This window comes from Rhodococcus sp. 852002-51564_SCH6189132-a (assembly GCF_001665495.1).
In the GTDB taxonomy this organism is placed as follows: Bacteria; Actinomycetota; Actinomycetes; order Mycobacteriales; family Mycobacteriaceae; genus Rhodococcus; species Rhodococcus pyridinivorans.
In genome coordinates, this window is the sequence record NZ_LZMJ01000072.1 from 1 (window position 1) to 13,623 (window position 13,623).

General features: G+C 69.5%; 15 protein-coding genes. 2 read left to right on the forward strand and 13 right to left on the reverse strand.

The features are described from left to right. Nucleotides 1-106 precede the first annotated feature (106 nt). The 5 genes from A5767_RS18275 to A5767_RS18295 all read right to left on the reverse strand — a co-directional run bounded on the left by A5767_RS18275 (nt 107) and on the right by A5767_RS18295 (nt 5,480). The gene (locus A5767_RS18275; RefSeq protein WP_033096113.1) at nt 107-1,672 is read right to left on the reverse strand and encodes a uroporphyrinogen-III synthase; all 1,566 of its coding nucleotides are present in this window, start codon (nt 1,670-1,672) and stop codon (nt 107-109) included. A gap of 63 nt (nt 1,673-1,735) precedes the next feature. Then, nucleotides 1,736-2,746, reverse strand: coding sequence for a hydroxymethylbilane synthase (hemC, locus tag A5767_RS18280; RefSeq protein WP_006552338.1), 1,011 nt, complete (start codon nt 2,744-2,746; stop codon nt 1,736-1,738). Continuing rightward, nucleotides 2,743-4,164, reverse strand: coding sequence for a glutamyl-tRNA reductase (locus tag A5767_RS18285; RefSeq protein WP_024101721.1), 1,422 nt, complete (start codon nt 4,162-4,164; stop codon nt 2,743-2,745). Before A5767_RS18285 ends, hemC begins: the two co-directional genes overlap by 4 nt. After that, complete coding sequence (locus A5767_RS18290) at nt 4,161-5,030, reverse strand: redox-sensing transcriptional repressor Rex (protein ID WP_019291201.1); 870 nt, start codon at nt 5,028-5,030, stop codon at nt 4,161-4,163. Before A5767_RS18290 ends, A5767_RS18285 begins: the two co-directional genes overlap by 4 nt. A 159-nt stretch (nt 5,031-5,189) precedes the next feature. Beyond that, nucleotides 5,190-5,480 carry a glutaredoxin family protein gene (locus tag A5767_RS18295; RefSeq protein WP_006552340.1) on the reverse strand — a complete coding sequence of 97 codons (291 nt, stop codon included), beginning with the start codon at nt 5,478-5,480 and terminating at the stop codon, nt 5,190-5,192. Nucleotides 5,481-5,722: 242 nt separating this feature from the next. Between A5767_RS18295 and A5767_RS18300 the strand changes: the two genes are divergently transcribed. Next, the gene (locus A5767_RS18300) at nt 5,723-6,679 is read left to right on the forward strand and encodes an HAD family hydrolase (RefSeq protein WP_006552341.1); all 957 of its coding nucleotides are present in this window, start codon (nt 5,723-5,725) and stop codon (nt 6,677-6,679) included. A 12-nt stretch (nt 6,680-6,691) separates the two neighbouring features. On the opposite strand, the gene A5767_RS18305 is transcribed toward A5767_RS18300, so the two are convergent. The 7 genes from A5767_RS18305 to A5767_RS18330 form a co-directional block, all read right to left on the reverse strand. Beyond that, entirely contained in the window at nt 6,692-7,675 is a 984-nt protein-coding gene (locus A5767_RS18305; protein ID WP_006552343.1) for a lysophospholipid acyltransferase family protein, read from the reverse strand. Further along, nucleotides 7,672-8,703 carry an NAD-dependent epimerase/dehydratase family protein gene (locus A5767_RS18310; protein ID WP_006552344.1) on the reverse strand — a complete coding sequence of 344 codons (1,032 nt, stop codon included), beginning with the start codon at nt 8,701-8,703 and terminating at the stop codon, nt 7,672-7,674. The genes A5767_RS18305 and A5767_RS18310 overlap by 4 nt, the downstream gene beginning before the upstream one ends. 225 nt (nt 8,704-8,928) lie before the next feature. Further along, complete coding sequence (locus A5767_RS22805; protein ID WP_003402602.1) at nt 8,929-9,030, reverse strand: 30S ribosomal protein bS22; 102 nt, start codon at nt 9,028-9,030, stop codon at nt 8,929-8,931. A gap of 260 nt (nt 9,031-9,290) precedes the next feature. Next, entirely contained in the window at nt 9,291-9,527 is a 237-nt protein-coding gene (locus tag A5767_RS18315) for a helix-turn-helix domain-containing protein (protein WP_006552345.1), read from the reverse strand. A 213-nt stretch (nt 9,528-9,740) separates the two neighbouring features. Continuing rightward, nucleotides 9,741-10,601 carry a pyrroline-5-carboxylate reductase gene (gene proC / locus A5767_RS18320; RefSeq protein WP_039958125.1) on the reverse strand — a complete coding sequence of 287 codons (861 nt, stop codon included), beginning with the start codon at nt 10,599-10,601 and terminating at the stop codon, nt 9,741-9,743. A 77-nt stretch (nt 10,602-10,678) separates the two neighbouring features. Beyond that, nucleotides 10,679-11,536 (reverse strand): thioesterase family protein, encoded by an 858-nt coding sequence (locus A5767_RS18325; protein WP_064852876.1) that lies wholly within the window; start codon nt 11,534-11,536, stop codon nt 10,679-10,681. Further along, a complete protein-coding gene (locus A5767_RS18330) occupies nt 11,533-12,198 on the reverse strand; it encodes a MerR family transcriptional regulator (RefSeq protein WP_006552348.1) in 666 nt (221 codons plus the stop codon). The genes A5767_RS18325 and A5767_RS18330 overlap by 4 nt, the downstream gene beginning before the upstream one ends. A 94-nt stretch (nt 12,199-12,292) precedes the next feature. Between A5767_RS18330 and A5767_RS18335 the strand changes: the two genes are divergently transcribed. After that, entirely contained in the window at nt 12,293-12,709 is a 417-nt protein-coding gene (locus tag A5767_RS18335) for a hypothetical protein (protein ID WP_064852877.1), read from the forward strand. Here the strand turns inward: A5767_RS18335 and A5767_RS18340 are convergent. Beyond that, a complete protein-coding gene (locus A5767_RS18340) occupies nt 12,668-13,621 on the reverse strand; it encodes a sugar phosphate isomerase/epimerase family protein (RefSeq protein WP_019291195.1) in 954 nt (317 codons plus the stop codon). The genes A5767_RS18335 and A5767_RS18340 overlap by 42 nt on opposite strands. Nucleotides 13,622-13,623: the final 2 nt, after the last annotated feature.

The window sequence follows — 13,623 nt, forward strand, 5'->3', positions numbered from 1 at the left end:
GGGCCGTGGGTCCCCCACCTGCGCCCCCCCCCATCCCTCCGGGGGGGGGCGCGCCCGGTTTGCGCCCCCCCCCGCCCCCCCCCACGGATCATCGGATCACCAGAGATCAGCGGCGGGCGCGGGACTTCTTCCGCGGCGGAGGCAGTGCGCCTTCCGCGCGGAGCCGGGCCGCGTGCTCGGCGAGCGCGTCGACCAGGGGCCCGATCTGCGCGGTCTCGGGCTGCACGTCCACCCGCAGGCCGAACTCGATCGCCGTCTCGGCCGTCTTCGGGCCGATACACGCGACGATCGTGCGGGCGTGCGGCTTGCCGGCGATACCCACGAGATTGCGGACCGTCGACGACGAGGTGAAGCACACCGCGTCGAAACCACCGGTCTTGATCATCTCGCGGGTCGCGGCCGGCGGCGGAGCGGCACGCACGGTGCGGTAGGCGGTGACGTCGTCGATCTCCCAGCCGCGCTCGCGCAGACCCTCGGCGAGGGTCTCGGTGGCGATGTCGGCGCGCGGCAGCAGCACCCGGTTGACCGGATCGAAGACGTCGTCGTACGGGGCGAACTCGGCGAGCAGGCCGAGGCTGGACTGTTCGCCGCTGGGCACGAGCTCGGGGATGATGCCGACCGAGCGCACCTTCGCAGCGGTGGCCTCACCGACGCACGCGATCTTGACGCCGGAGAACGCGCGCGCGTCGAGACCGAACGCCTCGAACTTCTCCCACACCGCACGCACCGCGTTGGTGGAAGTGAACACCACCCACTGGTAGCGACCGTCGACCAGGCCCTTGACCGCACGTTCCATCTGCGCGGGACTGCGCGGCGGCTCGACCGCGATGGTCGGCACCTCCATCGGGATCGCGCCGTGCGTGACGAGCCGCTCGCTCATCTCGCCGGCCTGATCCTTGGTGCGGGGCACGAGCACGGTCCAGCCGTACAGGGCGCGCGACTCCCACCACGACATCTTGTTGCGGTGCGAGACGACCTTGCCGACGGTGACGACGAGCGGTCCGACGAGCTCGGAACCCGCGTCGTTCAGGGTCGCGAGGGTGGCCTCGACGGTGCGCTGCTGACGGGTGGTGCCGCGCACGGTGATCGCGGCGGGGGTCTGCGGCGCCAGGCCGTGTTCGACCAGCGCGCTGGCGGTCTCGGCGAGGTGGCCGGAGGTCGCATGGAGGACGAGGGGGCCGGGGGCGGCGGCGAGCGCGGCCCAGTCGACCTCTCCGCGCACGTCGACCTCGGTGTGGCACGAGCCGAGCGCCATACCGGCGTAGCTCGGCACGGACGATCCGGCGGGCAGGCCCGGCAGGACCTCGAAGACCACCTGGGTGCGGGCGACGGCGTTGACCTCGGCGATCACCGAGTCGGTGGTGAGCGGGTCGCCCGCGACGAGGCGCACCACGTCGCGACCGGCCTTCGCCTCGGCGACGAGCGTCTTGGCGACCTCGGCGGGCTCGCCGAGCGCGGGACGGACCTCGGCGACGGGCTCACCGGTCTCCGGGTCGGTGCCGTGGTCGACACCGACGAGGGCCACGACACCCTTGTCGACATCGGGGTCGGTGAAGGCGATCGTGGCGCCCGCCAGCACGTCACGCGCGCGCACGGTGAGCAGCGCAGGATCGCCCGGGCCCGATCCCACGAACAGGATGCGCCCGGGGTTGTGCTTACGGACTCGGCTCATCGGTCATTCTCCAGTGCGGTCAAATCAGCGGTAAGGGCAAATCGGGTGACGGTGCCGGCTGTGTCAATCATCGGCAGGTCTCGTCTCGGGGAGGACCCCGTGCTCGACCATGAGCTCGCGCGCACCGAGGTCGAGCAGTTCACGGGCGACACGGCGACCGAGTTCCTCGGCCTTCTCCGGCGCCCCCACCGCGCTCGCTCGCAGCACATCCGATCCGTCCATGGCGGCGGCGCATCCGCGCACCGACAGTTCCTCGATCACCCGGCCGTCGTCGTCGAGCGATTCGACGACCTCGGCGATCGCCCCCACCGGTGCGGTGCATCCGGCTTCGAGTTCGGCGAGCAGCGAGCGCTCCGCGACGACTGCGGCGCGGCTCGGCGCATGGTCGAGTCCGGCGAGCAGCTCGATCATCTCGGGATCGTCCGACCGGCACTCCACGGCGAGCGCACCCTGCGACGGCGCGGGCAGCATCTGTACCGGTTCGAGGGACTCGGTGACCCGGTCCAGGCGTCCGATCCGCGACAGTCCGGCACGCGCGATGACGATCGCGTCGAGTTCGCCGGAGTCGACCTTGCCGATGCGGGTGTCGATGTTGCCGCGCAGCGGTTCGATCTGCAGTCCCAGGCCGAGCGCAGCGAGTTGTGCCCGCCGGCGCGGCGCCGAGGTACCGACCTTGGAGCCGGGCGGCAGCTCGCCGAGGACGAGTCCGTCGCGGGCGACGAGCGCGTCGCGCGGGTCCTCCCGCTCGGGGACGGCCGCGACGACGAGGCGCGGATCCTGGAAGGTCGGCAGGTCCTTGTAGGAGTGCACGGCGACGTCGACCTCACCTGCGAGCAGCGCCTCGCGCAGCTCGGCGGTGAACACGCCGACGCCGATGCGCTGCACCGGGCCGGGCGTCACATCGCCCTTGGTGGTGATGATGACGAGCTCTGCCGGGCGACCGGCGGCAATCAGTGCGTCGCGCACGGTACCGGCCTGGGTCGTGGCGAGCACGCTGCCGCGGGTACCGATCCGCAGGGGACGATCCTGCCGAGCAACATCGTCGCGGGAAACCGATGCGGCTTCGGTGCTCATGCGGTGCCGTCCTTTCGTGAGGCCTGGAGTTCGGTGGTGACAGCGGGGTCGAGTGCGGCGGACAGATCCCCCGAGAGGGTGGGATCGGTCAGCGAGTTCAGATCTTTGGTGGGTGTCGCGACCGCCTCGACCGAGCCCGGGCGCAGCTCGAACAGCTCGCGCAGGGCCTCGGCGTACTGGTCGCCTCCCGGCGTCGACGCGAGCTGCTTGACGCGCACCGTCGGTGCGTGGAGGAGCTTGTCGACGACCCGGCGCACGGTGCGGGCGACCTCGCCGCGCTGGCCGTCGTCGAGATCGGGCAGTCGCGATTCGAGGCGCATCAGTTCGCCCTCGACCACTTCGGCGGCGCGCTGACGCAGTGCCGTCACGGTGGGGGTGACCTCGGCGAGTCGCTGCGCGGTGAGGTACTGCGACAGCTCGGCGGCGACGATCGTGCGGGCGGCCTCCGCGTCGGTCGCGGCGGCGCCGGCCGACGGGTCGCGCTGCAGCGACTCCATGTCGAAGACCTGCACACCGGGAAGACCGGCCACGGCGGTGTCGACGTCGCGCGGCAGACCGAGATCGCAGATCGCGAGGGGGCGTTCGCCGCGGCCGGGCTGCGCGAGTGCGCGGTGCGCGTCGGCGAGCGTGACGACGGCGCCCACGGCTCCGGTGCAGGTGACGGCGACGTCGGCGCGGCTCAGTGCGGTCGCGAGATCGTCGAATCCGACGACCTCGGCGTCGACACCGGCGGCCTGTGCGGTCTCGGCGAGTCGCTCGGCACGGTCGCGGGTGCGGTTGGCGACGACGATCGAGCCGACCTCGGCCCGGACGAGATGCGCGACGGCGAGACCACCCATGGCGCCGGCACCGATCACCGCGGCGGTGCGGCCCTTCAGGGCGCCTCCGAGGAAGTTCGAGGCCTTGTCGAGCGCGACCGACACGACGGATGCACCGGCGGCGTCGATGCCGGTCTCCGAGTGCACCCGCTTGCCGACGCGCAGCGCCTGCTGGGCGAGTTCGTGCAGGGTGCGGCCGGCGGCCTGCTGAGCGTCGGCGGCGGCGTAGGCGGTGCGGATCTGGCCGAGGATCTGCTGCTCCCCCACGACCATCGAGTCGAGCCCGCTGGCGACGGAGAACAGGTGTTCGGCAGCGGCCTCGCTGTAGCGGACGTAGGCGTGCTTGTGCAGTTCGGTGACGGGCAGACCCGAGTGCTCGGCGAGCAGTTCGCTGACCGCGGCGAGCGCGCCGTGGAAGGCGTCGACCACCGCGTAGATCTCCACCCGGTTGCAGGTGGAGACGATCATCGCTTCGGAGATCTTGTCCGACGCCAGCATCTTGTCGGTGAGCTTGGGGCGGTCGGTGTCCGTGACCGCCACCTTCTCGAGCACCGGGACCGGTGCGCTCCTATGCGATATCCCGACGAGGAGAACACTCACGGTGCGATCACCGATCCGTTTCTGGTCGCGGCCGAGCCCATCGGACCCGCCTTTCCTGTTGTGGTACGCCGAGCAGAGCTTCGGGTGGACACCCGCGGTATGCCGGCGGGGCGTACGTCGCCGGCAGCAGGACGAACGTCAGCGGTCGCGGCCCGGGGGGTCTCCCCGTTGCGGGTGCTGTTGAAGGACAGGACCTGCATCTCGACGGACAGATCGACGCGTCGGATCTCGACGTGGTCGGGGACATCGAGTTCGACGGGAGCGAAGCTCAGGATGCTGCGCACTCCTGCGAGCACGAGCCGATCGCACACCTGCTGTGCTGCCTCGTCGGGGGTGGCGACGACACCGATGGTCGCGCCGAGTTCATGGGCTCCGTTCTCGAGATCGTCGACGTGACGCACGACGAGATCGCCCACACGTGTGCCCACCACGTCGGGATCGGAATCGAAGAGTCCGGCCATCGTGAAACCGCGGCGGTCGAAGCCCGGATACCGGGCGAGGGCGCGGCCGAGGCTGCCAACTCCGACGAGCACGACGCGATGGCCCCGGTCGAGTCCGAGAGCTGCTTCGATGCGGGACTGGAGGCGCAGGACGTCGTAGCCGACGCCGCGCACTCCGTTGGGTCCGAGGAAGGACAGATCCTTGCGCAGTTTGGCCGAACCGACCCCGGCGGCGGCCGCGAGTTCCTCACTGGAGACGATGAGAGTGCCCGCTTCGGCGAACGCACCGAGGACCCGGAGGTAGGTCGCGAGACGCGTCACAGTAGCCTGTGGGATATCGCGGACCGGAGGAGTGGGAGTGGCACCCTCGCCGGACTCGGCGGTGCCGCGAGCGTCCTCGCCCTGCGGTGGGTGCAACTGCGTCACGGTACGTGGCTCCTCGTCCGGCCGGTGGATACACGCCTGGCCTCACGGTGATCCGGGAATTCGTTCACACCACGGTAACCGCTTGTGAAGCCATGCACAAAGTTGCTCGAAGCACCCCGAATGTGCTTCCCACCTGCTGTACGACGAGGACCTGCCGACTCACCGAGCGAGATCTGCGCGCAGTCGCGGCTCGTCGACCTCCCAGTAGCTGTGCTCGCGTCCGTCGAGCAGAACGACGGGCAGACGGTCCCCGAATTCGGCCCTCAGATCGGGATCGGTTGCGGCAGCGACATCCACGTCGATGCAGGTGACCTCGACGCCGAGTTCCTCCGCGAGCGCCTCGAGCTGCTCGCGCGCAGGACCGCACGCACCGCACCCGGCGCGCACGAGAAGGGTCAGGTGATGACGGCTCGCGGAGCCGCTCGTTGCCGATGACGATTGCTCACTCATGCCTCCACTGTGCGGCACGACCTGTCGAGATGAACGTCACACCTCGTCACGGGGGCGACGGCCTCCCGGTGAGGGGCGGTGTCGCGGGCTAGGCTTGGCGCGGGTCGCCCGTGCATGCGGTCGCCATATGTGCGGCGCCCGGAAGTGCAGGGGTCACACGGGGCCCGCCCGTTTCGACAGCCCCGCCCGTTACGACACCGGAGGTGCGAGTGCCAGGACGTTCGTTTCCCTACGGATGGGGCATGGGTGAGACGTGGGCGAGCATCATCCGTCCCGGACGTCGGCTCTTCTCTCGCAAATTCGGACCCAGCGAGGAAGAGGTCCGCGCCAATCTCGCAGGTGAGGCGAGCGCCGATGCCGCCCTCGCGTTGCAGGAATCCCGCGTCGAACCCGAGCCCTCCCCCGATACCGCTCCCGTCCCGCGCGATCTGACCGCGGCGGCGTTCTTCGACGTCGACAACACGATGGTGCAGGGCGCGTCGATCATCCACTTCGCCCGCGGCCTCGTCGCCCGGAACTACTTCGACAAGTCCGACTTGTTCGAGTTCGCCTGGCAGCAGGTCAAGTTCCGCCTGACGGGCAAGGAGAACATGAACGACGTCGCGTCCGGTCGCGACAAGGCGCTGTCGTTCGTGCAGGGCCGCTCCACGGAGGAACTGCGCCGGCTCGGCGAGGAGATCTACGACGACATCATCGCCGATAAGATCTGGCCGGGCACCCGCGCGCTCGCGCAGATGCACCTGGACGCGGGCCAGCAGGTGTGGCTCGTGACCGCGACGCCGGTCGAACTGGCCGACGTCATCGCCGAACGCCTCGGCCTGACCGGTGCGCTCGGCACCGTCGCCGAGTCGAAGGACGGCGTCTTCACGGGCCGTCTCGTCGGCGACATCCTGCACGGTCTCGGCAAGGCGCACGCGGTGCGGGCCCTCGCGATCCGTGAGGGTCTGAATCTCAAGCGCTGCACGGCTTATTCGGACAGCCACAACGACGTGCCGATGCTCTCGGTGGTCGGCACGGCCGTCGCGATCAATCCCGATCCGGATCTACGGCAGGTCGCTCGCACACGCGGGTGGGAGATCCGCGACTTCCGGACGGCGCGCAAGGCCGCGAAGGTCGGGGTGCCGACGGCGCTCGGTCTCGGTGCCGCGGGTGGTGCTGTCGCGGTCCTCGTGGGTCGCCGCCGCGACCGAGCGGCTTGATTTTCGAGGTGCTCAGCCGAGGAAGACGTTCCGCCGGCGCGTGAGCAGTTTGTAGAGGGTCTGCTGGATCGTCTCGCGCACGTGGTCGGTGACCTCGAACAACACCATCGGATCCTCCGCCGAGGCCTCGTCGTACACGTCGGTGACGATGGGTGTGCCGAACTCGATGTACCACTTCGACGGCAGCGGCACGATCCCGAGCGGGCCGAGCGCCGGGAACAGCGGGGTGATCGGGAAGTAGGGCAGGCCGAGCAGGCGCGCGAGCGAGGTGAGGTCGGCGATGTTCGGGTAGATCTCCTCGGAGCCGACGATCGAGCACGGCACGATGGGCGCCTGGGTGCGCAGGGCCGCCGACACGAAACCGCCGCGGCCGAACCGCTGCAGTTTGTAACGCTCCTTGAACGGCTTGCCGAGTCCCTTGTACCCCTCGGGGAAGACCGCGACCACCTGGTCCTGCCGGAGGAGTCGTTCGGCGTCGGGATGGCACGCGAGGGTGTGGCCGGCCTTGCGCGTCACCGTCCCCACCACGGGCATACCGAAGGCGAGATCGGCGGCGAGCATCCGCAGGTGACGATCCGCGTGGTCGTGCACGGCGACGGAGGTCATCAGTGCGTCGACGGGGAGCGTGCCGGCGTGGTTGGCGACGACGAGTGCGCTGCCCTCGGCGGGGATGTTCTCGACGCCGCGGACCTCGACGCGGAACCACTTGTCGAACAGGGGTCGCAGCACCGGCAGGACGACGTTCTCGGTGAAGTGCGGGTCGAAGCCGAAGTCGTCGACTTCGTAGTCGCCGGTCATCCGGCGGCGCACGAACTCGGCGGTGGCGGTGACCTGTTGTGCGAGCGTGCCGCGCAGGTCGTCGAGGAATCGATCGGTGCGGTTCACCTGCTCGGGGGTGGGCGGTGGCCCCATCGACGGATGGGGTGTGCGTGTGACCCGTTCACCGGGACGGCGGTTGCCGGCGTGCAACGGGATGACCTTCGCGACCTCCGTCATCGCGTCTCCCTCGTCTCTCCGAGCACGGAGAGCGCCATCGACTCGGCCTTGTCCACCCATTCGGTCTTCACGATGCGGGTGAGGGCGAGGCCCCGGGCGAAATCGTCGAGCGCTTCTCTCGTGGTCCAGCGTGGTTCGAATCCGAACTCGTGGCGCATGCGCGTGGTGTCGAGTCCGCATCCGAAATGGAAATAGTCGAGTTCTTCTTTGGTGAAGGAGTTCATCACGGAACCCATGAGTGCGTGCCCGACCGTGCGGAACAGCGCGTAGGGCATCGGCACGGTGACGCCACCGGCCCGGCGCACGGCCTGGGTCATCGTGACGATCCCCTCACCGGCGATGTTGTACGTCCCTGACGGTCCGGCGACGACCGCGTGTTCGAGCGCACCGAGTGCGTCCTCCTCGTGCAGCAACTGTAGTCGCGCGTCGCGGCCGAGCACGTTGGGGACGAGCGGGGAGGTGAGATAGCTCGACACCGAGCCGGGCAGCCGGTTCCCGACGGTGGGTGCGAACCGGAGGATGGTGGTCGCGATGTCGCTGCGCCGCCGGGCGACGCCGCGCAGATATCCCTCGACCTCTATCATGTCGCGGGCGAAGGCGCCCGTGGGCCGGCGGCGGGCGCTCATCTCCTCGGTGAACTTCGCGGGGTCCTTGGCACTCGATCCGTAGAGGACGGACGACGAGCGCAGCACGATCCTGCGCACCGAGGGTGCCTTCTGGCACACCGCGAACAGCTGCATCGCGCCGAGGACGTTCATGTCCTTCATCGCCGTGCGGCTCCCGGACTTCGGGGCCTTCGTGACGGCGGACGCGTGGACGACAGTGTCGACGTCCATGTTGCGGATGATCTTGCCGATGAGTGGGTTGCGGATGTCGGCGAGCACGAACTCGGCCCGCCCCATGCGCCGGAGCATGTCCTTCGACGGCGACTGGGTGTCGACGCCGATCACCCGCTCGATGTCGGGATTCTGGGCGAGCCTGGTGACGAGGAAACCACCCAGGAACCGACTTGCTCCGGTGACCAGCACGACTCGTGGACGTGCCACTTCGTGCCCCTGCGAAACCACTCGTGAAACCCCCTGCTGCCCCACACGCGTCATCGGTCACATTCGCCCCGACGCGGTATGCCGTCCCACAATACGGCCACTTCGCCGCCATCGCACGACTCGTGGGTGAACTTTCGTGTACCGGGATCCACAGACGAACGATGCCCGCCACCATGGAAGGTGACGGGCATCGGATAGGCGCAGGGCTTACTTGCCGAGTTTACGACGCTGCACTCGGGTGCGGCGGAGCAGCTTGCGGTGCTTCTTCTTCGACATGCGCTTACGGCGCTTCTTGATCACAGATCCCATGTGGGCATCCCTCACGTTCCTTGTAGCGTTCCTGCGCACGCCGGTGACGTACGCCTGATGTATGTCGACGCTGGGCCTCGTGGCGACGAGTAACAGCGCCTCACGACACCGGCTGGCCGGTACGACGACAAGCAATCCTACCGGGGCGGCCCACCCGGCGTGAAACCGAGGTCCGTCCCGGAACGCGACTTCCCTCGCGCACCGGATCCGTTCGTCGTACCGTCGTCCCCGACGATGCGCCGATCGTCCCTGTCCGACCTCTATCCGACGTCGAAGTACGACGTCTCGAGGTAGTCGTGGACGGCCTTCGCATGCACGCGGAACGAGCGTCCCACACGCACTGCGGGTAGTTCGCCACTGTGCACCAGCCTGTACACGGTCATCTTCGACACCCGCATGAGAGCTGCTACTTCGGCAACCGTCAGGAACTGGGTACCGGCGAGAACCGACTGTCCGTCTTGAGGTTGACCCTTCGACGGCGTGTTTCCTGAAACCATTACACACCTCCGGCACGCCCGCGCCGCCGGCTTCCCCTCCGGCGGAACAGACACGCACGTGCTGATTCGAGCTTAGCGTGACGAATGGTTCCTGTGCGACGATGCAGCTGGGGAATTTCCGGCGGGCGGCTGTTCGTCGCCACGCTACGCCCTACGGTGACGTCTGTCAGCGTTGCGCAGTGACACCTGTCAGTGCCTCGGGTGGATGCCCTGTCAGGCCGTCCCGGAGAGCCCCTCGCGGGCCGCAGGCGACGGCTGATCCGATGCCGCCCCGAGTTGCGCGGAACGGCGCTTCGCAGCGTCGAGCGCCTCGTAGAAGGCCGTACGCAGGCCTCCACGCTCGAGTTCGCGGATCGCGGCCGCCGTGGTGCCACCCGGCGAGGTGACCGCGGCGCGCAGGTCGGCAGCGTTGTCCCCCGAGCGCGTGAGCATCGCGGCCGAGCCGGTCATCGTCTGCACCACCAGATCGGTGGCCACCGCCCGCGTCAGGCCGAGCGAGACACCGGCGTCGATCATCGCCTCCGCGACGAGAAAGAAATATGCGGGCCCGGATCCGGAAACCGCGGTGACCGCGTCGATCTGCGCCTCCGGGACCACCGAGACCGTTCCCACGCTCGCGAGGATCTCGCGGACCGTGTCGAGATGCTGCTGCTTGACGTACCGACCGGCGGACAGCACGCTCGCGCCCTCCCCGACGAGAATCGGGGTGTTCGGCATCACGCGCACGACGGGGAAGCCGGCCGGGAGCTTGGTCTCGTAGCGGACCGTCGGGATGCCCGCGGCAAGCGACACCAGGATCTGCTCGTCGTCGTTCCCGGCGTCGACCGCCGCGAGGGCGGTGACGACGACGTCCACGTCGTTGGGCTTGACGGCCACGACCACCACGTCGGCGCCTTCCGCGGCGTCGGAGGTGCTGTCGGTGACCCGGATCGAGTAGGCCCGGGACAATTCCTCACGCCGTTCCTCGAACTTCTCGGCGACCACGAGATCCTTGGTCGCGAAGCCGTTCTTCAGCAGACCCGAGATCAGCGCCTCGCCGATCCTGCCGCCACCGATCACTGCGATTCTCGTCATGGGGACAGCCTGCCACGACCGTCCGTGCGGCCTACACCACGGTCACCGCCTGTCGGGACCTACCGCGTTCGGGCCTATCAGCGCGGCATCATGGCCAGCTGACGCGATTGCACGACCACCTGGCCGGTCGAGTCGACGACGGTGTGGTCCTCCTCGAACCAGGTGCTGCCGAGCACGCTGCTCTCGGCGATGACCCGCAGCCATCCCGGAGCCGGAACCCGCCGCAGATAGGCGGTGAGTTGCACCGTCGGCGCCCAGCCGAAACGGCCGAGGTTCATCGCGACGGGAGCCGACACGTCGCCGCACATGAGCGCGAACAGCACCGAGGTGTCGACGTCGGCCTCGTCGCCCGGCGACGGCCGCGTCCACATCGACACGAGCGGTTCGCCCTGCTGCCCGTCGAGGAAACGCGCGGTGGCGGAGTCGATCCGGAGGTGGGAGGTGGCGGCGAACTTCACGATCTGCCCCATGGGGTGCTCGGGGGTGACGAGCACCGACTCGGCCGGCGGGTCGGCGGGCATGGTGGTCGCGCGGTGCGGCACCGTGTGGAAGGGCTCCTCGGTATCCGGCGTGCCGAGGGTGACACTCGCCCGCACCGCCACACGCCCGGCCTGGGACAGTTCGACGTCCACAAGGGCGATCTGCTTGCCCTGCTTGCGTAGGACGGTGGTGAGTTCGACGTCGCCGGGGTCGGGCGCGGCGACGAACGAGGCACTCACGGCGAGGGGCTGGGTGAGCGGGTCGACGCCGGCGTCGAGCACCGACCTGCGCGCCGCGGACGCGCAGACCGCGAGCATGCATCCGCCGTGCGCCTTGGGCCCGATGGTCCACACCGGATCGATGTGCGCCTGCCAGGCCGCCGTGCCATCCGGGTGCTCTCCCGGCACCCGGGTGACCGAGGTCAGGTCGAGGAAGGGCTGGTCGGTGAGGGTCACTGCTGCTCCTGGTCGTCGTTCGGGGCCGGATCGGCGCCGGTCGTGGGGGGTCCACCGGACCCGAACATGCGGGCGGCGAGATGCTGGTGGGCCAACCGGCGCATGGCCGTGAGGACCGGTTCGTACAGGGCGGTCCCGAGCACGGCCGCTTCCACGGTGGCTTCCCGGGAGTGCGTCGGCAGCAGTTCGAGGTCGAGTTCGGCGATGGCGCGGACGTGACGGCCGTAGGCGTCGATCCGGCGGTCGTCCATCCGCAGGCCGGCGGCTTCGAGTGCCGCGAGCGCGTGTTCGAGTTGCGCCACGGCCGCGAACCGTGGGTCGTAGACCTGGCCGAGGCGTTCGAGCAGGTGGCGGGCGCGGGGATAGCCGGGACCGGCCGAGTCCTCGACGTAGGGTGGCAGCGCGGCGATGGCGTGGCCGAGTTCGACGAAGAGGTCGTCGCGGGGATTGTCGACGAGATCCACGACGGTCTTGATCTTCTCGAGGGGCAGACCCTGCGCGGCGAGTGACCGGACCAGACCCAGGCGCCGCACGTGCCGGTCGTCGTAGGTCGCCGAGGTGACGCTCGTCGCCACGCCCGGCATGAGCAGCCCCTCGCGCAGGTAGTACTTCACCGTCGGCAGCGGTATGCCGCAACGCTCGGCGAGTTCCGAGATACGCACCGATCACCTCCGCTCCTCGACACCGGATACTACAACTATCCAGTATTGGATAGTTGTAGTATCCAGTCACGGAGTACCGGCCGAGGAGGCCCTCATGCGTCCGCTCGTGACCATCGTTCTCGGGAGCACCGTGCTCACCGTCGCAGGCATCGCCTTCGGAGGCACCTTCCTGCTACGCGTCGCCGCGGGCGGCGTACCCACCAACGACCTGCAGAAGACGTTCTTCCGTGCCGGTCACGCCCACGCTGGAGTACTCGTCACCCTCGGGTTGCTCATCGCCGTTCTCACGCACGTCGTGGGCGCATCACCCGGTTGGTCGGCGGCCGGCGCCATCGCCGTGCTCGTCGCCGCGATCCTGATCCCGGCAGGCTTCTTCCTGTCGGTGCTCGGGCCCGATCCGACGCGGCCCGGCCGGATATTCGCGGCGGTCCGGCTCGGCGCCGTCTCCCTCACCGCGGGCGTGCTGATCTCAGGCGTCGCCGTGCTCGCCGCCGGAATCGCTGCCCTCTGAGGCGGGGACGCGCGCGATGTCCGTGTGCCGGGGACTCTCGGGGCCGGCGGTGATCGCGCGCGTCGCCGAGCGATCCAGGTGCGTGCGCGCGAAGGCCAGCGAACGCGCCAGCATCCCGGCGCGCTCCGCACGCGTCCGTGCGCTCTGGGTGCTGATCTCGAGCACCACGTGCCCGCCGAAGTCGCTCGCGGCGAGCCGGCGGCACACGTCCGCACACGGCTGCGTGCCCGTTCCCGGGACGAGGTGTTCGTCGAGCGAGGAGCCCCGGCCGTCGGCGAGATGGAGGTGGGCGAGCCCCTCCCCCATCCGATCCGCGAGCGCGAGGGCGTCGGCCCCCGCGGTCGCGGTGTGCGACAGGTCGAGCGTGTAGTGCGCGAAACCGGTGTCGGTGGGGTCGAGCGACGGGCTGTAGGCCGAGACCGCGCGGCCGGGACCGCGCCGGCGCAGACGTTCGGCGCCGCGATCACGACCGCCGAAGACGACGTCGGCCCTCATCGGGTACATGTTCTCGACCGCGAGCACCACGTGGCTGTCGGCCTCGAGCGCCGCGACCTGGTCGGAGAATCCCTCCGCATAGCGACGCTGCCACCGGAAGGGCGGATGGACCACGACGGTCTCCGCACCGAGGATCTCGGCGACACGCACCGAACGGTCGAGCTTGGCGGCGGGATCGGATCCCCACACGCGCTGCGAGATCAGCAGACACGGCACGTGCACGGCGAGCACCGGCACGCCGTACTCGCGGACCAGACGCTCCACCGAGGTGGGGTCCTGGCTCACCGGTTCGGCCCACACCATCAGCTCGACCCCGTCGAAACCGAGATCGGCCGCGAAGCGGAACGCCGCTTCGGTGTTCTCCGGATAGACCGAAGCGGTGGACAGCCCTACCCGGATTCCCTGCGCGGTCGGCATCG